Here is a 22,444-nt window from a genome sequence, read left to right as displayed (position 1 = left end):
CCATATTGACGGCTTTTTTTGTTTTTATGTTATAAGTTCTTTTTCCAAATACCTATAGTTCAGAATCAAGATAAATGCAAAAAAGTCGAATGTAGGCCTAAAATGCGCTTTATTGCGAAGAACATCATTCCATTATTTGATACACTTTGTGCATATTTGGATGCGGGGTTTGATCCGCTCAATATGAAAGACATGACCGGAGATGAAGTGTCAGAATGAAGTCAAAGTTGCACAAATCAGATACGGTCAAGAAAGGGGGGATCATCACAAGACTGAGCAAAGAGAACATTTTGAAGATATGAAGAAGATTGAAGTTTCGCTGTTATGGCGGTTTCATGTTCGGATTTTCCCCTGATTTCTAAAATGAATTTTAGATAAATAGGAGGAGTTAAGTACATGAGTATAAAAGCTATTTCCATCAAGAAACCGGTGCTTGCATTCTTTATGTCATTTCTAATGGTAATTTCGCTTGCGATTCCCCCATCTCCGGGATATGCAGAGTCAGCGGGCAACCAGACCGCCCGTCAGGCGGAGTATCTTGACCGCGGTCTGGTTGCGGTTCTGGCCGACAACGGCGTGTTCTTGAGCTGGCGGTATTTAAATACGGATCCAAATGAAATCGCTTTCAATGTGTATAAAAACGGATATAAAGTCAACACGGCGCCCATCAGCGATGCCACGAATTATGTGGACACAACAGGCGCAGACAGCTCACAATATCAGATTTCCGCCGTCATTGCCGGCAAGGAAGAAATGCAGCCGGAGACGGTATCGGTGTGGCATAATGATTATTTACCCATTCCGCTGGATAAACCGGCCGACGGCCGAACCAAAGACGGGGGCACGTATTCCTATTATGCCGGTGATGCTTCCGTGGCGGATTTGGATGGCGACGGCGAATTTGAAATCGTTTTCCTGTGGAGTCCGAGCAACTCGAAGGACAATTCCCAGGCCGGCTATACCGGCAATGTCTATATTGATGCCGTTAAACTTGATGGCACCAAGCTCTGGCGGATCGACCTGGGTGTCAATATCCGCGCCGGAGCTCATTATACCCAACTGATGGTGTATGATCTGGATGGCAACGGCAAAGCCGAGGTTGTAGTCAAAACGGCGGACGGCACCAAAGACGGTCAAGGCACCGTGATCGGAGACGGAACGAAGGATTACCGTAACGACGGCGGGTATATCCTGACGGGCCCGGAATATCTTACGCTGTTCGACGGACAGACCGGAGCAGCCGTGTCCACCGTAGAATATGAGCCTCCAAGAGGCGATGTAAGCGCATGGGGCGACGGATACGGCAACCGTGTAGACCGGTTCCTGGCCGGTATTGCCTACTTGGACGGCGTGAAGCCAAGCGTAGTCATGGCCCGCGGCTACTATACGCGCACCGTGCTGGCGGCTTATGACTATATTGGCGGAAAATTGGTGCAGCGTTGGACCTTTGACACCAACGAGGCAGGGGCACAATATCAGGGACAAGGCAATCACAATTTAAGTGTGCTGGATGCCGACGCTGACGGCAAAGATGAAATCATGTATGGTGCGCTCGCGATAGACGACGACGGAAGCTTGCTGTACAGCACCGGACTCGGCCATGGCGACGCGATGCATGCCGGCAAGCTCGATCCGAACCGGGACGGCTACCAGATCGTCAGCGTGCATGAACACACGAATGCCGAATACGGGCTGGAGATGCGCGATGCCGCTACAGGAGAAATTATCTGGGGCCAGTATACAGGGAAAGATACCGGGCGCGGAATGTCGGCGGATATTGATCCAAATTATCCTGGTTACGAATCCTGGGCATCCACGATTGTCAACGGACAAATGGATCCCTTATCACGCGGATATGCGGCGAACGGAGAAGTCATTTATGAACAGAATGAAGTGCCGCGAAGTGCAAACTTTGCGATCTGGTGGGATGGCGATCTCCAGCGGGAGCTGTTCGACCACGAATGGAACAACAGTACAGCGAAAGGTATTCCGCTCATTTACAAGTGGGATTACGGGAATAAGCAGCTGAAGGAAATCTTCCGGGCAGCAGGGAGCTTGACCAATAACCACACCAAAGGAAATCCGGCGCTTCAGGCGGATATATTAGGCGATTGGCGTGAGGAGCTTCTGCTGCGCAGTGAAGACAGCACGGAATACAGACTCTATACGACGACAATTCCGACGAGCTACCGGATTCCCGCGCTGATGCAAGATCCGGTATACCGGCTGGGTGTAGCCTGGCAGAATGTAAGTTACAACCAGCCGCCTCACACGGGATTTTATCTCGGGGCGGAAGCGACGGAATTCCCTAAAGCGAATTTGGCTCTTACCGGCGGAAAAGAAGTGCCGGAGCAGGTCTATCACTTTGATTTCGGTACTGACCCTGCGGCTGGTACAACCGCCGTGCAGGATACACTCTATGCACAAGCTACGGGTTACGGATTCGAGAAGACAAGCGGAATTACGGTAGATGCAAACCATGTTTCTCTGCCGGAAAACGCCAAATTCGCCGTAGACCTGCCCAATGCCAATTACAAGGTAACGTTCAAACTGGGCGATGATGCACGCGACTCGAACGTAGGCGTCAAATCCGAATTCGTTCAGAAGCTGGCCGTGACCAGCGTGAACGCGGGAGAACCCCGGGTCTATTCTTATGACGTTGCACTGGTAGACGGCCAGCTGGAGTTTATCTTCTCCGGCACGGCTATTGATGTGCAGGAAATCATCATCGAGAAATACCCGGAGAAATCACCGGGAGCCGCGACGACGATCTATTTAGCCGGCGATTCGACGATGCAATCTTATAGTAGCATGCAGGCTCCGCAGGAAGGCTGGGGGCAGCAATTCGGAAGCTATTTTTCTAATGGCGTTGTGGTCCAAAATGATGCGATCGGCGGCAGAAGCAGCAAATCGTTTATGGTTGACGGCCGTCTGGACACGATACTAGAGCGGATCAAGCCGGGAGATTTCTTCTTTATTTCCTTCGGCCATAACGACGCCAGCGCAGGCATTCCGGACCGGTATGCATCTCCGGCGGATTACAAAACATATTTGGCCCGTTATGTGAACGGCGCCAGACAGCGCGGCGCAACACCGGTGCTGCTTACTCCGGTAGGGCGCAGAGATTTTAATACAATTACTCAAGAATTCAACGTAAGCTTCCCGGAATACGTGAAGGCTGCCAAAGAAGTAGCGGAAGAGCTGGGCGCGCCGCTGATTGATTTGAGCCAGTTAAGCGTTACGTATTACGATAAGATCGGCCTGAGTGCTACGGAGAAAATCTTCCTGTACGCCAATCCGGGCGAATTTCCGAAGTACCCGAACGGCGTGGGCGATAATACGCATTTCAGCAGCTACGGTGCGCAGGTCATTGCCGCATTGGTTGCGGGAGCGGTGAAAGACATGGATTTAAGCATTTCGCCGTATGTCATTGACCCGGACATTTTGGAACCCGAGCCGGAACCGGAGATCCAGGTCTATGAGGAAAACTTTGAGGGCGATCCTGCTGCCTCCGAATATGCGCTGGTCAATGCCACAGGTATCGGCGGACAGATGACGGGAACGGTCGCAGAGCAGAACGGGAACAAGGTGCTGTCCCTTAGCGGTTCCGGTTCCGGACACCGGGCGAAAGTGTTCCGCCTGTTCGATGCAGTGAATGGCGACATCGTCAATGTCAATTTTGACTGGCATTCCGGCAATGTGGGCGCATCCCCGTCGGAAGGACATCTGTCGCTCCAGGATGCGAACGAGAATATTATTTTTACTCTGTTAACAAAGACCGGCTCCACAAGTCCAGATACGAAAATCCATTATTTTGCAGGCCCATATACAGCAGACTATGGTACCGGCACCTCAGCTGTTCCGGAAGGCGGCACAGCCACGAACATCCTGAAAAACCAGTGGGTCAATGTGGATGTCAATATTAATTTTGCTAAGAAGACGATAGATTTGACGTTGACTAGCCTGGCGGACCCCACTGTCACGCAGACGATCGAGGATATTCCGATGAATCCCGGCGTTTACGCCAATAACGCAAGGGCACTCCGCTTCCTGGGAACAAGAAAGGGCGGGGGAGGAACACTGAACTGGACCACTCAGATCGATAACGTGAAGATTGAAGGGACGAAGCTGCCGCCGGTTGCCGGCGATCAGAAGGCATTGATTGCGCTTCATGACAAGGTGAAAGCATTGGATCTGTCGGCTTATACAGAAGCATCCAAAGCGGTGCTGAATAAAGGTTTGGCGGCTGTGGAAGCGATCATCGGTACGGAAGCGACGCAGGCCCAGGTCGACCATGCAATGAACATGCTGACGGTCGCGAGGGATTCGTTAACAAGCCAACTGGTAGGCGAGATAAGCGAGTACAAGTTTGATTTTGGCTCTGGAAACGCTGCTGAAGGATACACGAAGGTAGACGCCAAAAGAGCTTACCTGGAAGGAAATGGCTATGGCTTTGCCGATACCGCTCTAGTCCAGGATGAGAACCGGGAAACCGGGGATGACCTGAAGGAGGATTTCACCCGCGTGAACGGCACCTCCTTCCTGGTGGAAATGGAGCCGGCCAATTACAGGGTAACAATGACCATTGGTGATTCGCAAGAATCGACCAACGCAGGGGTTGTTGTAGAACAAATGCCCAAATTGCCGGTTACAACTGTACCGAAGGGTGAATTTAAGGAAATTTCATATGACATCGCCCTGATTGACGGCGTCTTTAACTTTGAGTTCTCAGGCAGCACGCCAAAGATCAACGCGCTGAAGATTGAGCGTCTGCCGGGCAACGGTGCGGGCGATCAGCCGGTTATTTATCTGGCAAGTGATTCCACGGTAGCCAACTATGCGGAAAGCTATCGTCCTCAGGCCGGATGGGGCGAAACGCTTAAAGGGTACTTCGATCTGGATCAGATCAGTATCGATAACCGGGCTGTAAGCGGCCTAAGCAGTAAAACCTTCCTCGTAGGCGGATATCTCAACAACATTCTGCTGGGCATTCACGAAGGGGATTATCTGTTCATGCAGTGGTCCCATAATGATTCCACACCATCCCGCCCTGAGCGTTACCTTACACCTGAGCAGTTCAAGGTGTATTTGAAAGATTACATTAACGGCACTGTACAGAGAGGCGGAATTCCGGTTCTGGTTACGCCGGTCAACCGTCGCGATTTTACCGGAGAAGTATTGAACAAGAGCTTCCCGGAATATGTGCAGGCAATGAAAGATACGGCGCAAGAAACCGGAGCATTACTGATCGATCTGAATCAGGCCAGCTGGAAATATTTCCAGGAGCTTGGTCCTGAGGGTACCAAATCTATTTTCATGTGGGTAGGTACAACTGAGGATAATACCCATCTTCAGATGAACGGTGCGGTCAAGGTATCCGAGATGGTGGCACGGCTTGTGCAAGAGCTGGATATTCCGCTGTCTGACCTTGTCATACTGGAAGAGGAACCATCGGATACGACAGCACCGCATACGACCTCGGCAGTAGAAGGTGAGTCGCAGAACGGGTGGTATACTTCAGCGGTAAAAGTAACATTTACCGCGACGGATGAAGACCCGGGAGTTGACGAGACCTATTACCAAGTCGATGGCGGCGAAATTGTGAGTGGCACGCATCTAATTCTGAGCGATGAGGGCAATCACACCGTGACCTACTGGAGCGTTGATCTGGACGGCAACAAGGAGACCAAACAGTCGCTTTCGGTGCCGATTGATCTCGCACCTCCGGCCATCGCGATTCAGGGTCAAACGGAATACACTATTGATCAACACGTAGACATCACTTACACGGTTGCCGATACGGCCTCCGGCGTGGCCGAGCCGAATGGCGTAATGTTGAATGCCCCGGCTTATACGCTGGAGCCAGGCTTGAATTCAGTAACTGCAGCGGTCTATGACCGTGCGGGCCGGGAGAGCAGCGTTGACTTCAGCTTCGGAGTTACTGCTACCTTCGTAAGCCTGGCAGAGCTGACACGCACCTTTGCAGCCGAATCGGAAGACCCGGGTGCAGGAGCGGTTGCTGAACAGCTTGCCGGTAAGCTGCAGCAGGCTGAACAATCGGCGAATGCGCGTGATGGTGCGATGGCGCGCCAGCTGCTCGCAGCATACGCCAATGAGGTTGATGCCAGCAGAGATACGGTATTTACGGCTGAACAGGCAGACGCGCTGCGTAAGTGGGCCGCATGGCTCAGCCAGGTGACGCCGCTGGCGAGCAGCGCTCCAAGCACTCCAGTGTTGTCCGATAATAACGGGCACGATACGGGTCTGAGAGACGGAGATTACACTATTACGATGAATCTCTGGTGGGGCAACAACGGGACTCTTTTCAAGCTGTACGAGGATGGCAAGCTGATCAAAGAAGTGCCTCTGGCTGACCACTCTCCATCCGCCCAGTCCGTGCAGATGGATGTTACCGGCAAGCGGAACGGGACGTATGTCTATACCGGTGAACTAATCAATTCACTGGGGACGACGAAAGGTTCGCCGCTGACTGTGACCGTCACCGATGCATCCCCGGGGCAAGCGGTATTATCGAACGACAACTGGGATGGAGACGGTAGTTTTAGCGTCAGTATGAATCTGTGGTGGGGGACAAATGCTACCGAATATGAGCTCTATGAGAATGGAGTTCTGGTAGACACGCAAACTCTGCAGGTTCATACCCCCGGCGCCCAATCAGCAGTAACAGCAATCTCCGGAAAGGCTCCGGGAACCTATGAATACGAGGCTGTGTTACGCAACCCGGCGGGTGAGACCAGAACGGCGAAGATGATCGTAACGGTCCAAAAGTAACTGGATCAGGCTCGACAAATGCACACAAAAAACGGCTGCTAAATGATCGGCAGCCGTTTTTTTGTGTTGATATAAGTGAAAAAGTGATCACTTAATGATGATACTAAGGGAAGCGGGAAATCAAAAAAGAACCTGAGTAATTTATCAGGTTCTTCTATATTGCATATAAACAGACACGATGATATAATCAGTCTGCGTCTTTTATAATATGTATAGACATTAATATCTCATCTTACATTTTAAATGTACCATGCCGGTGAACTCTTGTCAAATGTTTTTTTCTCAATTTAATGGTTAGGAGAGATGTTAAATGAGTTCTATGGTTCTCGGATTTCAGGAAGTGGACAATATGCAGCTTTTGCTCGTTGGCGGAAAAGGGCTCCATTTAGGGGAATTATCAAAAATAGAAGGAATAAAAGTACCCGAAGGATTTTGTGTTACAACAGCGGGATATCAAAAAACCATCGCACAAAACGAAACGTATTCTGCTTTGCTCAGTCGGTTAACCATGCTAAAAGTAGAAGATCGGGATCAAATTGGTGAAATCAGCCGGAAGATTCGACAACTCATTATGGAAGCAGAAATTCCTTCCGATGTTGTGAAAGCAGTAACTCACTTTCTCTCCCAGCTTGGTGAAGAGCATGGCTTTGCAGTACGTTCTAGTGCGACTGCCGAAGATTTGCCGCATGCCTCTTTTGCGGGTCAACAAGACACCTATTTAAATATCATCGGCAAAAAAGCCATCCTGCAGCATATCAGCAAATGTTGGGCTTCGCTATTTACGGACCGAGCAGTAATCTACCGTATGCAGAATGGATTTGATCACAGTCAAGTTTATTTATCCGTGATCGTTCAAAGGATGGTATTCCCGCAGGCTTCAGGGATATTGTTCACCGCTGATCCGATTAGCAATAACAGGAAGCTGCTATCCATCGATGCCAGTTTTGGACTCGGAGAAGCACTGGTTTCTGGTCTGGTCTCTCCCGATTGTTATAAAGTACAGGAAGAGGAAATCGTCGATAAGATCATATCAACCAAACAATTGGCTATCTATGGACTACCAGAAGGCGGCACTGAAACCCGGCAGCTCGATCCCGATCAGCAAAAGGCTCAAACACTTACTGAACAACAAATTTTACAGCTGGCACGGATCGGAAGACAGATCGAAGCTTATTTTGGCTGTCCACAAGATATCGAATGGTGTCTGGACCATGATACCTTTTATATCGTCCAGAGCCGGCCAATCACTACTTTATTCCCGATTCCTGAAGCAAATGATCAAGAGAATCACGTTTACGTATCTGTCGGCCATCAACAAATGATGACTGATCCCATGAAACCATTGGGACTGTCTTTTCATCTGTTAATTACTCCTGCACCTATGCGAAAAGCTGGTGGAAGGTTGTTTGTTGATATCACACCTAATCTGGCTTCACCTGATAGCAGAGAAAATTTATTAAATGCCATGGGACAACACGATCCGCTCATAAAAGACGCAGTTATGACCATAATTGAGCGAGGAGATTTTATAAAATCGTTACCAAATGATAAAAAAGAACAGAGTATTGGTAAAAGCAATAAAGGTATTTCGTCTGCGGGGTTTCAAGCACCAATCGAAAACGATCCGACCATCGTTTCAGATTTGATTAAGCGTAGTCAAACATCGATAGAAGAGTTGAAACAAAACATCCGAACGAAATCAGGATCGAATTTGTTTGATTTTATCCTGGAAGATATCGCCCAATTAAAGAAGATCTTATTTGACCCACAAAGTACGGCGGTGTTTATGACTGCTATGGATGCTTCAGCATGGATCAATGAAAAAATGTACGAGTGGTTAGGTGAAAAAAACGCAGCAGATACGCTTTCTCAATCTGTACCAAACAACATTACTTCGGAAATGGGTCTGGCGCTATTGGATGTCGCAGATGTGATTCGTCCTTATCCGGAAGTCATTGATTATTTACAACATGTAAAAGATGAACATTTTTTGGATGAACTGGTTAAGTTTGATGGTGGACAGGAAACTCAAGACGCTATCTATGCTTATCTGGGCAAATACGGAATGCGATGTGCCGGTGAAATCGATATTTCGAGAACTCGTTGGAGTGAAAAACCAATTACACTTGTCCCCATAATTCTTGGTAATATCAAAAACTTTGAGCCTAATGCCAGCCACCGGAAATTTGAGCAAGGGCGACAGGAAGCTTTGAAAAAAGAACAAGAATTATTAGATCGATTGAAGCAATTACCGGATGGTGAACAAAAAGCCAAAGAAACAAAACGAATGATCGACCTCATCCGAAATTTCATCGGTTACCGGGAATATCCCAAATACGGCATGGTTAACCGCTACTTTGTTTATAAGCAGGCTCTACTGAAAGAAGCGGGACAACTCGTACAAGCGGGCGTCATTCATGAAAAGGAAGATATATTCCACCTCACTTTTGAAGAACTTCACGAAGTCGTACGCACAAACAAACTAGATTACCAGATCATCAGCAAACGAAAAGACGAATACAAATTTTATGAAAAACTAACTCCACCACGTGTGATCACGTCTGACGGGGAAATCATTTCGGGTGAGTACAAACGAGAAAATCTGCCAGCCGAAGCTATTGTAGGTCTAGCTGTTTCTTCCGGAGTTATAGAGGGGCGGGCACGTGTCATCTTAACCATGGAAGATGCTGATCTAGAAGATGGAGATATATTAGTCACCTCATTTACTGACCCTAGCTGGACACCATTGTTTGTATCCATAAAAGGCCTAGTCACCGAAGTAGGCGGACTGATGACCCATGGTGCAGTTATCGCACGTGAATATGGCTTACCAGCAGTTGTCGGAGTGGAGCAGGCTACCAAACTGATAAAAGATGGGCAACAAATTCGCGTGCATGGAACAGAAGGGTATATCGAAATATTGTAATGGCTTGAATGTATATGGCGACAGAGAGAGGATCAACCCAAAGCCTCGAAGTCATCGTGCAATCTGCGCAGGCGGTAAGCGTTCATGGCGAATTCACGCAGCTCCTCAAGAATGGTGTAATTCGCCAATGCGCCTGCGACAGCACCGATTCCAGGCACCATCTGCAGCATTTTCCGGAAGTCAATGGCGTCACGATACTCGATCTGAAATGTCTCCCAGTCCATATTCCGCGAGTATTCGGCGTCGGAGACCCACTGTTCCTTTTCAATATGCCAATGCGTGATGGAATAGAGCAACCTGGCACGGTTTTCCGGCCCCGAAAAGGTCATTTGAAATACCTTGAGAATGAATACCCGCTCGGAGAAGTGCTTGGTGTCATAACCGTAAACATGCGCTAGCTCGAACAAAAATTTCATTTTGATCGCAATTAAGGCTGGAAAGTCTACCATACTAAGCATAATGCCGCCAGCTCCCGTTCCAGCGCCTTCGGCAACCGCTATTTTTTGATATAAGGCAAACAACTCTTTCGCTTCCTTATCGGCAGACTCCAGACCTAGAGTGCTCTGCACCGGACGGCGAGGCGTATATTCCGCACCGAACAATGCCGTACGCACGATTGATCGTATGGTGGTCGTAATGATGTTATGCACCTTCGGGGGAATTAAATGATTTATTCGATTGCCGATTGTTTTCGATGTTTTTTCCAGCCATCCCGGCGGTTTGAACATTTTTTGTTCCCAGTTGGCAACTTCCCTTTGTACTTTATGTTCGTAATTCATGATCAATCGCTCCTCCAAAAGACATAGCCATATTGTAACGAATATCTCCGTGATTCGGAACAGACCGCGGTAGGTAGCGGACCTCGACTAAAGTCCAGCATCACATACAGGATAGATAAGAAGGAACTGTTCAACTCAAAGGCCATTAAAGGTTTCTTTGGCCATAGTATCGAACATTTTCATAATCACAAATATAACAGGATTGAAAAATCCGAACTTCAATGCTTACAAAGTTGTCAGGGGGATTGCAATAAATGAAACCATCAATACAAAAAATTCGCGATTTAACTTTAGTGCGAAGAGCGGGGAGCCGCTTATTGGTCATAGGCTGTGACTCCAGCGCAAGTATCGGGAACAAGCCAATGGATGCTGTGCAGACTCCGCCAGATATAGTCGGCTATTATACAGCCAGAGTTGCGGTTATGGAAGTTCTGTCCGTGGGCGCGGACATTCTTACCGTAGTGGATACCCTAGCTGTGGAAAAGTATCCGACAGGGAGCGAAATTATCCGCGGGGTACAAAAGCTGCTGGACGAAGCTGGACTCACGGAGGCTCATTTGAACGGCAGCACGGAAGACAATTTCAAATCGTGCCAGACCGGCGTAGGGATTACCGTAATCGGGGAAACCGATGAGGAACGGCTGAAGCTGATGCGGTCGGTTGCCGGAGACTGTGTGGTTATGTTAGGGGAACCGCTGATCGGAAGCGCAGTATTGGAACAAGAGGCAAGAGTATGCAGTATCCGGCAGTTGCAGTCACTTGTAGCCTCGCCTGAGGTGCATGAGATTCATCCGGTCGGCTCTAAGGGGGCCGGGTATGAAGCAGGACTTCTGGCAGAGCTGAACGGCTGCATTTTTCAGGCAGTTCCAGGGATCACAGAAAAGCTGAATGCCTCAGGAGGCCCGTCGACGGCGGTGATTTTTTCAGCGGCAGAGGAAAAGCTTGAACGCCTCCAATCCGAAATTGGCGGCGAAATGGATATTATCGGTCGTTTGCTCCCCCTCAGGTGATAGAGAAAGTAACAATGATGTGAGGGAATCCCATAATGGTATTTAAGATAATAGATGAGGATATCTGGTTTGCTCGATAAAGCAATGTAGATTTTTCTTTAGTACAAGCACATTATAAATAGCTCAATTGGAGGAGTCTGTATGCCATATTGTAAAGTCAAGAATGCCAATATATATTATGAGGAAATTGGTACAGGTAAACCGATTATAATGATCCATGGTTTTACACCAGACCATCGGTTAATGAGTGGGTGTATGGAACCGATATTTGAAGACATCCCCGGTTGGCGTCGTATCTATCTTGACCTGCCTGGAATGGGACAAACAAAGGATTACGATCAAATATGTAATTCAGATGATATGCTGGAAGCAGTTATAAATTTTATTGAAACTCTTGTCCCAAACCAAGATTATCTCATAGCAGGCGAATCATACGGTGGATATATTACAAGAGGAATAATTAATAGACATAAAGATCGTATTGGTGGTGCTGCACTGATTTGTCCATTAATAATTCCTGAACACAAAAGAAGAATACTTCCCGAGCATTTTGTTGTTCATCGTGATCGCGAGTTTATGGACACCTTAAGTGAAGAGCAAATAAGTGATTTTAGCGCCAATCAAGTCGTTCTCAATGAATATAATTGGAAAAGGTATTCTGAAGAGATAGTGGCAGGTTGTAAAATCGCTGACTACGATTTTCTTAGCAAGATTCAAAGAAATTATGGATTTTCCACCAATATCGATGAATTAGTTTTCGATAAACCAACAGTATTTACTCTTGGGCGACAAGATGCTGTCGTTGGTTACATAGATGCTTTTAGAATTTTAGACAATTATCCTAGAGCAACCTTTGCCGTTCTAGACCGAGCAGGCCATAATCTTCAGATTGAACAGGCTCTATTATTTGAGTCGCTTATGCGTGAATGGCTTGAAAGAGTAACAGAGTTTGGATTTTAGTTGTGTATTAATCCGTTGAACTAACATTAGCTTGTCAATGGAAGAAACAAATATCCTTTCCCCTGCGATTACTCCCCATCTAAATTAGAGCAACTTATTGAAAATAGAAAGTGCCTTTGTTACTGTTACTGATATACAAGCTGCGAAAGAAGGTACATTATGTCATCAACAACTCAAGTGTTTAAAGCAACAGAGCAACATGTGAAGATCATCGGGCGGACCCACTACTACAACGAAGTACTGTGGCTGGCTCTCTCAGGCGGCGGTGTGGAATTTTCATTCCATGGCAGAAAAGCGGAGATTACATTAAAAGGTGATGCTATCGCCTCAACCGGTAATAACTTGGCTCGAATTGGCATCTGCGTAAACGGCAAACGGGTAATTGACGATCAACTGGACACACCGACTAAAACGTATACTGTATTTGAAAGCGATACTGTGCAGGATATAACGGTAACGGTTATTAAACTATCAGAGGCTGCGATGTCAACAGTTGGGATTCAAGAGATCGCTGTCGATGCTGCGGATGGCATTAAGCCAACCCCGCCAAAATTACATACAATTGAATTCATCGGCGATTCCATTACCTGCGGCTATGGCGTTGATGATGAATACGAGCTGCATTCTTTTTCCACGGCTACGGAAGATGTCACAAAAACCTATGCCTACCTGACAGCTCAGCAGCTTAAGGCTGACTATAGCATGGTTTCATACAGCGGATACGGCATCATCACAGGCTACACGGAAAACGATCAAAAGCTTACCACTCATCTTATCCCGGATTACTATGAAAAAGTGGGCAAGTCTGAGGGGGAATTTGATGGTACACTACTGCCCCAAGACGTACACTGGGATTTCAATAAGTTTGCGCCTGATCTGATTATCATTAACCTCGGAACGAACGATGATTCCTATACCAAAGAGGAAGCCAGTAAGCAAGCAGAATATGCCCGGAAGTATATTGAATTTCTAAAAATGGTCAGATGCAACAATCCTCATGCCTCAATTCTGTGTACGCTGGGGATTATGGGGGATAGACTGTATCCTTATGTCGAACAAGCTGTTAGCGGGTATAGCCGGGAAACAGCCGACAGCAATATTACCGCAATGAAGTTTGACGAGCAGCTGGCAGCTGACGGCTACGCCGCCGACTTCCACCCGTCTCAAGCTACTCATAGTAAAGCGGCGAATAAACTGACTGCTCAAATCAAAGAGCTTATGAAGTGGTGAAAAATGTAAAACATTAGTCCCCTAAGAAAACGATACTTTTAGCGGGGTCGTATATTTCCTTTAATTGTTTTACGTCGGATCTTGGAGGTGAACCAAACATACGGGAATATTCACGGCTGAATTGGGAAGAACTCTCATAACCGACCCGGAAAGCAACTTCAGCAGCTTCTGCAGATTCAGAGAGCAATACTCGCCGCTTCGGCAAGCTCTTCAACACGCATAGATTGATTGAAATTTGTAGTAATGTGATCAATTACTTCTCTGATTCGATAGGTATTGCTGCCTTCCATTGCTATTTGACCTAGTGTAACACCGTAAGGCCCCTTCAGAAGGGTATAAAGAATTTCCTTTGTAAATAGTGGAGCTAGGTACGGGATGTCCTCTGGCCGGTTCAGCAATTCAATGAGTCTTAGCGTCGCATCCATTAAGGAATGCTCCATCTGACCTACAAACAGGGCACGCTTTGCATTGTCATTCGGCACCGTGCGAACGTTAGCCTCGTTGATAACCTCTAAAATCTGGTCATGTGTAAATTCTAATTTAATGCTCAGATAAGGTGTTTCAGAGGAAGCTCTAATGATCTGGCCGACTACAGGCAAATTCATGGAAGCAATCAAATAATCTGCTGATCCGTATTCAAATCGTTCTTGAGCCAAGAGCACCTCTTTTAACCCTTGAGCAATAACGCAATAAGAAGGTTTATACACCCTGTACGCAGGTTCAGATACTTCGGAGTATCGGATTATAGCTAGATTGGGAATAGCTGTCTCAAACACTCCATCTTTCGGTGAAAATTGCTCGATGAGCTTTGCCAGTTTTTTTTGTTGATTAAGGATTTCCTCCGACATGATGATTCCTCCAATTTTCTTTTCTCGATTATAGATCAAAAGTAATCGTTATAGATAACGTTGTGCAGGAATAGGCGGGATAACAATCCTATCACTGAGACAAAACCACCAAACGAAACAAGAGCAGCTGCAATTATGCAATCTGCTCTTGTTTTAGTATCTTAAGATTGTCAGATATCTAATTTACGGTTACCAATCCATTTGACCATTTCAGGATCGCGGTGGGAGAAGAACAAGCTCTCTTTCGTGTCTAACGCCATAATCGCATTCATATCTTCTTCGCTTAATTGGAAGTCAAAGATACTGAAATTTTCGACCATTCTTTCTTTGCGAACCGATTTCGGAATGACTACAACCTCTCTTTGGGTTAACCAGCGTAAGACGACCTGAGCAACAGATTTATTATACTTTTCAGCGATGGATACCAATAGCTCATTCTGGAAAAGGTTATTCTTTCCTTCAGCAAAAGGCGCCCATGACTCGATTTGTACCTTGTTCTCTTTCATGAATGCTTCACTTTCGATTTGCTGATTGAAAGGATGCGTTTCAACCTGATTTACGGCAGGAACGACTTCATTATGAATAATTAGATCAATTAGGCGGTCCATATGAAAGTTACTTACGCCAATTGCACGGACCTTTCCTTCACGGTATAATTCCTCCATCGCGCGCCAGGAGCTATACACATCACCAAACGGCTGATGAATCAAATACAAATCCAAATAATCCAGTTGCAATCTATTGAGTGAATTCTCAAACGCTTTCTTCGTGCGCTCATAACCAGTATCCTGAACCCAAAGCTTCGTAGTGATAAATAACTCATCTCTTGCAATGCCGCTACGTTTGATCGCTCTGCCAACGGCTTCTTCATTCAGATAGGAGGCAGCGGTAAGTTTAGAATTGTAGTTTCTCAATCGGTAACGCTTATCCATTACATACTTATTATGCTCCAGATGATAAAGGAATCGTTATATCATTCATGTCATATCATTGCCTAATCCTTTTACTCATCTCATTAAATAGCTCGCTTTTGTTGTTAGGAGTCATAGACTTCTTTCTAATAAAGCCCCCACTTGTTTGGCCATTTCCTGCGGCGGATAGGGCATCCCATTCATGATCCACCATTCAATTACGCCTACATAAGCGGTTCCGGCATACTGCAGAATTACATCATCCTTTAAATTATTATTTTTACCGCTCTCCTTATCAATCTCACTTTGAAATCCTTTTATACAGTGAGCAAGAAGCCGGGTTCTAAAATAGGACGGACCTGCCCCTTTACTGGTTAACATGGTGTAGAAGAACAAATGGTTTTGCTTGAAATATTCAAAATAAGGAATAAAAGCATCCATCCAGTCTTCATCACATGCCCATTTATCCATCTCTGCTATTTCATTGATTTGTGACTCAATTAGCTTGTCTAGCAAATCATATTTGTCCTGATAATGCAGATAAATGGTACCCCGGTTTAGATTAGCCCGGTCTGCGATGTCCTGAATGGTGATATTATCGAAATCTTTTTCACCCATCAGCTCAATAACCGCATTCTTCAAAGCTTCCTGTGTTTTCTGAATTCTCCGGTCCAGCTTTGCCATCACTATTTCCCCCTAAATTTCTAACATAATCAACAATTTTAAATGATCTGTTGATATCTCAACAGATCGATAATTTTTGACCATTGAATGTACGCTTCTCGCCTCTATAATAATAGATGAATGTCGATTAAACAAATTGTGTTGTTTATTCATTCTAAATTCATTTTGTCCACTTCACTCGATTACGGGGAAGCTAAAGAAGGAATGGGTTAAAGTTAGGAGTTGTTTTCTTGGCCAAACGTAATCTTTTATTACTCTTCATATTAACCACAGGAGTTTTCGGAATCATCAACACCGAGATGGGAGTGATCGGGATCTTGCCCGCCCTTGCGGACCACTATAATGTCAGTGTATCTCAAGCAGGTCTGCTCGTAAGTGGTTTTGCACTGGCTGTTGCGGTATCCGGCCCGACCATGCCCTTATTGTTTTCAGGAATGAACCGGAAAAAGGTCATGCTGCTTGTGCTTGGTGTTTTTCTTCTAGGAAACATCGTATCCATATTTACAACAAACTTTACAATTGCATTAATCGCTCGCGTAATCCCGGCTTTTTTTCATCCGATTTACTGTTCCATGGCTTTTTCGGTGGCTGCAGCCTCGGTTAGCAAGGAGGACGTTCCAAAAGCTGTTTCAAAGGTTTTTATTGGAGTATCTGCAGGGATGGTCGTCGGGGTACCCATCGTGAGTTTTATAGCTTCTGCCGTTTCTGTCGAAATGGCGATGGCATTCTTTGCTTTTATTAATGCTGTGGTGCTTATGGCTACAATATTATTCATACCCTCAATGCCTGTTAAAGAAAGGCTCTCTTATGGATTACAAGTAAGGGTATTAAAAAAATCAGTTACCTGGCTATCCATTGTAACGGTCATCTTACTGAACTCAGCCGTATTTGGAGTATATAGTTACTTAGCTGAATATCTGAATACCGTTACGCATATGTCTGCGAATTCCATCAGTTTATTATTAATTCTATTCGGCGGGGCCAATATGATCGGGAATGTAATCGCCGGGAAATTGCTAACCAGATATGCGAAGAAATCAATTATAGCCTTTCCTTTCTTACTAGGGACTCTTTACATTGTATTTTTCCTATTTGGCCAGTTCAGTATACCCATGTCTATTATTACTGTAATTTGGGGGGTATTAGCAGGGATCGGAGGCAACTTCAATCAATACTGGATAATGTCTGCAGCACCTGAGGCCCCTGATTTCGCCAATGGTTTATTTTTAACCTCCGCAAATTTAGGAACAACTTTTGGGGCTGCCTTAGGCGGAGTATTTATATCAGGCTGGGGTACTAAATATGTCGTATGGGTCGGAATTCTCTCATTGCTACTGAGTGTGGTAGCTATTTTACTAAGAAATTTTGCGGTTGCTCCTACTAAACAATTTTCAGATAAGGAACATTATCCAGCTTAGATTCCATTAAAATAATTATTATTGCAGGAGGTACTACAATGTTAACTGTTAATGCACGCGCTACATTTAGTCCGGAAGGTCCGTTCAAACTGACTACCATAGAGCGGAGAGAACTTCAACCACATGATGTCCTCATTGAGATTAAGTACGCCGGGATTTGCCACTCTGACATTCATACCGCCCGCGGCGAATGGGGACCGGTTAACTATCCGCTTGTTCCAGGACACGAGATTGCCGGAATCGTCACTCAGATTGGTGCAGAAGTCACAAAGTTTGCCGTCGGCGACCGTGTAGGGGTAGGCTGTATGGTCGACTCCTGCGGAGAGTGTACGAATTGCCATAAGGGAGAAGAGCAGTATTGTCTCAATGGAATGACGGGCACTTATGGAGCTTTAGACAAATATGGCCAATATACGCAAGGCGGTTATTCCACCCACATCGTCGTAACCGAAGAGTTTGTGGTTCGAATTCCGGATGGCATAGAGCTGGATGCTGCAGCTCCGCTACTCTGTGCCGGCATCACGACATATTCACCGCTGTGCCATTGGGGTGCCGGACCAGGCAAGAAGGTAGCTGTTGTTGGACTTGGCGGACTTGGGCACATGGCTCTGAAGCTTGCTCATGCTATGGGGGCAGAGGTTACTGTTTTATCACAGACATTGAAGAAGAAAGAAGACGGCTTGGAGCTTGGTGCAGATTACTATTATGCAACCAGTGATAAGGAAACGTTTAAGCAATTGGCCGGTTCGTTTGACCTCATCATTAATACTGTGAGTGCAAAAATTGATATCAATGCTTACCTGTCGTTGCTGGCATTGAATGGTACGCTGGTCAATGTCGGGGCGCCAGCGGAACCGTTGCCGGTAAATGTAATGTCACTTATCGGTCATCGCCGGTCGTTTGCCGGATCAATGATCGGCGGGATTCGTGAAACGCAGGAGATGCTTGATTTCTGTGCTGAACACGGCATTGCCCCTGAAATTGAGGTGATCTCTGCTAATCGGATTGATGAAGCCTGGGAACGGGTATTAGCCTCCGATGTCCGGTATCGATTTGTGATCGACATCAGTACAATGGGGAATGAATAAAATAATTACAGCTAAGCAGCAATAAGAAGCACGCCTACTGGTGTGCTTCTTTTTTTGAAAGACCTAACGGGTAAATTATCATACATACTTGTTGCATTAATTATGGGTTTTCGCACATCGGCAGGAGTGCTCTCATGGCTGGCGGTTGCGGGCATACTCACATTGTTTACTCTGGCACTAACTTGGGTCGCAGCAATTGCTGGACTATCTGCACGACGTCAGTGGGGAAGCGGACGCAACGGAAGCTTGTCCAATCATAGTTTAGTTTAGAAAGCGACTTATCTGCAGATAAGTCGCTTTTTTTACGTGGCTTAGGCCGTTTTTTTGTAAAAAAAGAACTGATTTCTTGAAGCCATCGTCCCGGGTGTCCGGCTAAACTTATAGTGAAATGCTTTTATATAAAGCAAGGGGGCAATTATATGATTGGTTTTCAGGATAAGCTGATTTTTGAAAATAAAGCCAATGACCTTCTGGCGGTAGGGGAGCTGCTCGTTGACATGATCTCCAATGAGTATGATGACACTTTTCAGTCTGCTGGATATACAAAATTCCCGGGAGGTTCTCCTTCGAATATTGCGATTAACGTAAGGAAGCTTGGAATCAGCTCCATTATGGTGTCTGCAGTTGGCGAGGACGGCTTCGGCGGGTTTCTTGTGGACCGGCTTCGCGGGGAAGGACTGGAGACGCAGGGCATTCAGCGGAACCCCAATTCCACGAGCATGGTGGTGGTGTCAAAGAGTAAATCGACTCCGACTCCGATTTTTTACCGCGGTGCAGACTATCATCTGGAATATACTCCTTTTCTTGATGAAGCTTTGAAAACTTCCAGAATAGTTCACTTTTCCTGCTGGCCCGTATCCAAAACTCCTTCCCGGCAAACTATAGAACGGATTATTGAAGAAGCGAGAGAACAGAGAATGCTGATAGGCTTCGATCCCAACTATCATTCTGGAATTTGGCAGAAGGGTGAAGATGGCGTACAGTATGTGAAAAACTTAATCTCTAGAGTGGATATTATCAAGCCATCCGAGGATGATGCCGAGAGATTATTTGGTAAAGATACTCCTTTTCGGCAGCTGGAGAAATTTCTTAAGCTTGGCGTCAAGCTGGTCATTCTGACGTTAGGGGAGAACGGGGCCATTGTCTCAAATGGAAGTGAGACGAGAATTTTCGAGACCTTAGCCACGGATATCGTCGATACTACGGGGGCCGGGGATTCGTTCTGGTCCGGTTTTTATACAGCTGCCATTAAAGGATATACATTGCAGGAAGCCTTAAGTTTGGGTTTCGCCGTAAGTGCTTTTAAGCTGAAACACATGGGAGCTGTAGTGGATCTTCCCAAACTTGAGGTCATCCAGAAATACTACAATTTGTAGGAGGTAATATACTATGCCTATTAAAAATAAAGTCCAATTGATTACTTATCCCGATTCCATGGGGGGAAATCTGAAGGTGCTGGGAGAAATACTTCAAAAGCATTTCACGGATATTTTTCCCGGCGGCATTCATATCCTTCCTCCATTTCCTTCCTCCGGGGACCGGGGATTTGCTCCGCTCACCTACCTTGAGATTGAGCCGGCTTTCGGTACATGGGAAGATATCCGGTCCATAGGGGAACAGTTTGATGTGCTGGTAGACCTGATGGTCAATCACATCTCCAGGCAATCGGCTTATTTTCAAGATTTTCTGGAGAAAGGCAGGGCTTCTGAATCTGCTGATTTATTTATAACACTGGACAAAATCTGGAGTGACGGGGAGCCTGTTCAAGCGGATGTAGACAAAATGTTTCTGCGCAGGCCCTTGCCGTATTCAAGTTTTTCTATAAGCGGGAGCCATGAGGAAGAGAAGGTCTGGACGACCTTTGGCAAAACAGAACCTTCTGAGCAAATAGATCTGGATATCCATTCGCCGCTTACCCGGAAGCTACTGCAGTTATTTTTTGAGAATTTCAAGAAACAAAACGTCAAAATTGTTAGGCTCGACGCCGTTGGGTATGTCATCAAGAAGCTGGGCACTAGTTGTTTTTTTGTAGAGCCGGAAATTTACGATTTTCTCGACTGGATCAAAGAAATCGCGGATTCGCAGGATATTGAGTTGCTACCCGAGGTTCATGCGCATTATAGTATTCAATATAAGTTATCGGAATACGGCTGCTGGATATACGATTTCATTCTGCCTTATCGGATACTGGAGGCGCTAACGGCCAAGTCCAATACTGAGCTATATGCCTATCTGAAGACCCGGCCTCATAAGCAGTTCACTATGCTTGACTGCCACGACGGTATCCCTGTCAAACCGGATCTGGATGATCTGATCGATACGGATGAAAGCCGGGAGCTAGTAGATCTCTGTGTGCAGAGAGGTGCAAATCTGAGCCGCATTCTATCTGAAGAGCATAAGGCTGCAGACGGATTCGATGTCCATCAGATTCGCTGTACGTATTATAGTGCGCTGAACGAAGACGACGATGCTTATCTTGCAGCAAGGGCGATACAATTCTTCACACCAGGCATTCCGCAGGTGTATTATGTAGGCTTATTAGCCGGCAAAAATGACGTAGCGCAAGTAGAAAAAACAGGCGAAGGGCGCGAAATCAACCGCCATAATTATTCTGTGGAGGAAATAGAGCAAGGACTGGAGCAAGAAGTCGTACAACGGCTTATGAAGCTGATCCGCTTCCGTAATACTTTCAGTGCCTTCGATGGAGCGTTTCAGGTGCTGGATGCTGGACCGGATGAGATCAGGTTGCTGTGGGAAAAGGACGGCAAGCATTGCATGTTATTCATCAACCTGCAGACGTATCATACTGTTATCGAATATTTGGATGAAAAAGGAATGTTTGCTACGTATCAGGTTTAATCTGAATTTGGTTAAGGAGTGATTAGTTTGGCTACGCTGCAAATAAACTTTCATTCGAAATGTCTGAGCAGAGAAGTGACCTTCAATGCACTATTGCCGGTCGATCTGCCTGAAGGACTGGGACAACCGGTAAAGGCGGGGGAACCTTTGAAGGCCATTTATCTTCTGCACGGCTTTTCAGGAAGCCATAACGACTGGATGAATTTCTCACGGATCAGGGAACTGTCGGACAGATATCAGATTGCGGTTTTTATGCCTGCCGGCGAGAATCACTTTTATGTGGATGATGAGAACAGGGACGAATGGTTCGGAGAATACATCGGTGAGGAGCTGGTCGATTTCACGCGCAAGCTGTTCCCGTTGTCAACGAAACGCGAGGATACCTTCATCGGTGGCTTGTCCATGGGAGGTTATGGTGCGATCCGCAACGGTCTGAAGTATGCGGAGCAATTCGGCCGTATTATTGCCTTGTCCTCGGCGCTGATTCCTTATAGAATTGCGAATATGGCCCCTGATTACTATGACGGTATAGCCGGCTATAAATACTACATCTCCACCTTTGGGGATCTGACTCAATTGCTTGGCAGTGACAAAGACCCGGAAAGCCTTGTTCATGGATTGAAGAAGAAGGGTCTCAAGCTGCCTGAAATTTATATGGCCTGCGGGACTGAAGATTTCCTGCTGGACGTGAACCGCCGGTTCCATGAATTCCTTGAACAGGAACAGGCCGGGCATCTCTATGTGGAAGGTGCGGGAGCACATACCTGGGATTACTGGGATAAGCACATTGAAGCTGCACTGAAGTGGGCGGCTGAGGAAACTGCATAGATTGAACTTGATAATATAAAGAAAAGGGGAAAGTGGCGGAGCATTTAAGAAAAATTCAAATTCATTCTATATAATTGAAAGTCGAATACACCTATGCCCCTGGGCTCCGAT

Annotated in this window: 13 protein-coding genes and 2 pseudogenes; 11 read left to right on the top strand and 4 right to left on the bottom strand. The window is 46.3% G+C overall.

Translation table 11 applies throughout. The features are described 5' to 3' along the window. Positions 1-396: 396 nt before the first annotated feature. Positions 397-6,792 (top strand): GDSL-type esterase/lipase family protein, encoded by a 6,396-nt coding sequence (locus ACQ76X_RS22840; protein WP_438496057.1) that lies wholly within the window; start codon positions 397-399, stop codon positions 6,790-6,792. A 310-nt stretch (positions 6,793-7,102) separates the two neighbouring features. Then, entirely contained in the window at positions 7,103-9,718 is a 2,616-nt protein-coding gene (gene ppsA, locus ACQ76X_RS22835; protein WP_438496056.1) for a phosphoenolpyruvate synthase, read from the top strand. Positions 9,719-9,750: 32 nt separating this feature from the next. Here ppsA and ACQ76X_RS22830 read toward each other — a convergent pair whose 3' ends face one another. Next, the gene (locus tag ACQ76X_RS22830; RefSeq protein WP_438496055.1) at positions 9,751-10,497 is read right to left on the bottom strand and encodes an EcsC family protein; all 747 of its coding nucleotides are present in this window, start codon (positions 10,495-10,497) and stop codon (positions 9,751-9,753) included. Positions 10,498-10,751: 254 nt separating this feature from the next. Here ACQ76X_RS22830 and ACQ76X_RS22825 point away from each other — a divergent pair, with 254 nt between their 5' ends. The 3 genes from ACQ76X_RS22825 to ACQ76X_RS22815 all read left to right on the top strand — a co-directional run bounded on the left by ACQ76X_RS22825 (position 10,752) and on the right by ACQ76X_RS22815 (position 13,697). Beyond that, positions 10,752-11,507, top strand: a complete 756-nt coding sequence (locus tag ACQ76X_RS22825) for an AIR synthase related protein (protein ID WP_438496054.1) — start codon at positions 10,752-10,754, stop codon at positions 11,505-11,507. Between the two features lie 141 nt (positions 11,508-11,648). Then, positions 11,649-12,467: an alpha/beta fold hydrolase gene (locus ACQ76X_RS22820; protein WP_438496053.1), complete on the top strand. Its 819-nt coding sequence runs from the start codon at positions 11,649-11,651 to the stop codon at positions 12,465-12,467. A 159-nt stretch (positions 12,468-12,626) separates the two neighbouring features. Continuing rightward, positions 12,627-13,697, top strand: a complete 1,071-nt coding sequence (locus ACQ76X_RS22815; protein ID WP_438496052.1) for a GDSL-type esterase/lipase family protein — start codon at positions 12,627-12,629, stop codon at positions 13,695-13,697. Between the two features lie 13 nt (positions 13,698-13,710). Here the strand turns inward: ACQ76X_RS22815 and ACQ76X_RS22810 are convergent. From ACQ76X_RS22810 to ACQ76X_RS22800, 3 genes and pseudogenes are all read right to left on the bottom strand, one after another. Continuing rightward, a pseudogene (locus tag ACQ76X_RS22810) lies at positions 13,711-14,545 on the bottom strand (AraC family transcriptional regulator N-terminal domain-containing protein). A 170-nt stretch (positions 14,546-14,715) separates the two neighbouring features. Then, positions 14,716-15,477 (bottom strand): aldo/keto reductase, encoded by a 762-nt coding sequence (locus ACQ76X_RS22805; RefSeq protein ID WP_438496051.1) that lies wholly within the window; start codon positions 15,475-15,477, stop codon positions 14,716-14,718. 111 nt (positions 15,478-15,588) lie between these two features. Continuing rightward, complete coding sequence (locus ACQ76X_RS22800; RefSeq protein WP_438496050.1) at positions 15,589-16,140, bottom strand: TetR/AcrR family transcriptional regulator; 552 nt, start codon at positions 16,138-16,140, stop codon at positions 15,589-15,591. Positions 16,141-16,370: 230 nt separating this feature from the next. Here ACQ76X_RS22800 and ACQ76X_RS22795 point away from each other — a divergent pair, with 230 nt between their 5' ends. From ACQ76X_RS22795 to ACQ76X_RS22770, 6 genes and pseudogenes are all read left to right on the top strand, one after another. After that, positions 16,371-17,558 (top strand): MFS transporter, encoded by a 1,188-nt coding sequence (locus tag ACQ76X_RS22795; protein WP_438496049.1) that lies wholly within the window; start codon positions 16,371-16,373, stop codon positions 17,556-17,558. Positions 17,559-17,596: 38 nt separating this feature from the next. Continuing rightward, the gene (locus ACQ76X_RS22790) at positions 17,597-18,646 is read left to right on the top strand and encodes an NAD(P)-dependent alcohol dehydrogenase (protein ID WP_438496048.1); all 1,050 of its coding nucleotides are present in this window, start codon (positions 17,597-17,599) and stop codon (positions 18,644-18,646) included. Between the two features lie 84 nt (positions 18,647-18,730). Continuing rightward, a pseudogene (locus ACQ76X_RS22785) lies at positions 18,731-18,877 on the top strand (ABC transporter permease); the annotation flags it as partial. A 188-nt stretch (positions 18,878-19,065) separates the two neighbouring features. After that, on the top strand, positions 19,066-20,022 hold the full coding sequence (locus tag ACQ76X_RS22780; RefSeq protein ID WP_438496047.1) for a carbohydrate kinase family protein: 957 nt from the start codon (positions 19,066-19,068) through the stop codon (positions 20,020-20,022). A gap of 13 nt (positions 20,023-20,035) precedes the next feature. Beyond that, complete coding sequence (gtfA, locus tag ACQ76X_RS22775) at positions 20,036-21,505, top strand: sucrose phosphorylase (protein ID WP_438496046.1); 1,470 nt, start codon at positions 20,036-20,038, stop codon at positions 21,503-21,505. Between the two features lie 18 nt (positions 21,506-21,523). Next, positions 21,524-22,333 (top strand): alpha/beta hydrolase, encoded by an 810-nt coding sequence (locus tag ACQ76X_RS22770; RefSeq protein ID WP_438496045.1) that lies wholly within the window; start codon positions 21,524-21,526, stop codon positions 22,331-22,333. Positions 22,334-22,444: the final 111 nt, after the last annotated feature.

Source organism: Paenibacillus sp. IHBB 3054, assembly GCF_051594305.1.
Classification (GTDB): Bacteria; Bacillota; Bacilli; order Paenibacillales; family Paenibacillaceae; genus Paenibacillus_AQ.
This window is presented reverse-complemented; position numbering and strand designations above follow the sequence as displayed.

What these genes read in the sequence shown, in the direction of transcription:
- ACQ76X_RS22840 (WP_438496057.1), top strand. Translation starts at nt 397, where the DNA reads ATGAGTATAAAAGCTATTTCCATCAAGAAACCGGTGCTTGCATTCTTT.
- ppsA (WP_438496056.1), top strand. Translation starts at nt 7,103, where the DNA reads ATGAGTTCTATGGTTCTCGGATTTCAGGAAGTGGACAATATGCAGCTT.
- ACQ76X_RS22830 (WP_438496055.1), bottom strand. Translation starts at nt 10,497, where the DNA reads ATGAATTACGAACATAAAGTACAAAGGGAAGTTGCCAACTGGGAACAA.
- ACQ76X_RS22825 (WP_438496054.1), top strand. Translation starts at nt 10,752, where the DNA reads ATGAAACCATCAATACAAAAAATTCGCGATTTAACTTTAGTGCGAAGA.
- ACQ76X_RS22820 (WP_438496053.1), top strand. Translation starts at nt 11,649, where the DNA reads ATGCCATATTGTAAAGTCAAGAATGCCAATATATATTATGAGGAAATT.
- ACQ76X_RS22815 (WP_438496052.1), top strand. Translation starts at nt 12,627, where the DNA reads ATGTCATCAACAACTCAAGTGTTTAAAGCAACAGAGCAACATGTGAAG.
- ACQ76X_RS22805 (WP_438496051.1), bottom strand. Translation starts at nt 15,477, where the DNA reads ATGGATAAGCGTTACCGATTGAGAAACTACAATTCTAAACTTACCGCT.
- ACQ76X_RS22800 (WP_438496050.1), bottom strand. Translation starts at nt 16,140, where the DNA reads ATGGCAAAGCTGGACCGGAGAATTCAGAAAACACAGGAAGCTTTGAAG.
- ACQ76X_RS22790 (WP_438496048.1), top strand. Translation starts at nt 17,597, where the DNA reads ATGTTAACTGTTAATGCACGCGCTACATTTAGTCCGGAAGGTCCGTTC.
- ACQ76X_RS22780 (WP_438496047.1), top strand. Translation starts at nt 19,066, where the DNA reads ATGATTGGTTTTCAGGATAAGCTGATTTTTGAAAATAAAGCCAATGAC.
- gtfA (WP_438496046.1), top strand. Translation starts at nt 20,036, where the DNA reads ATGCCTATTAAAAATAAAGTCCAATTGATTACTTATCCCGATTCCATG.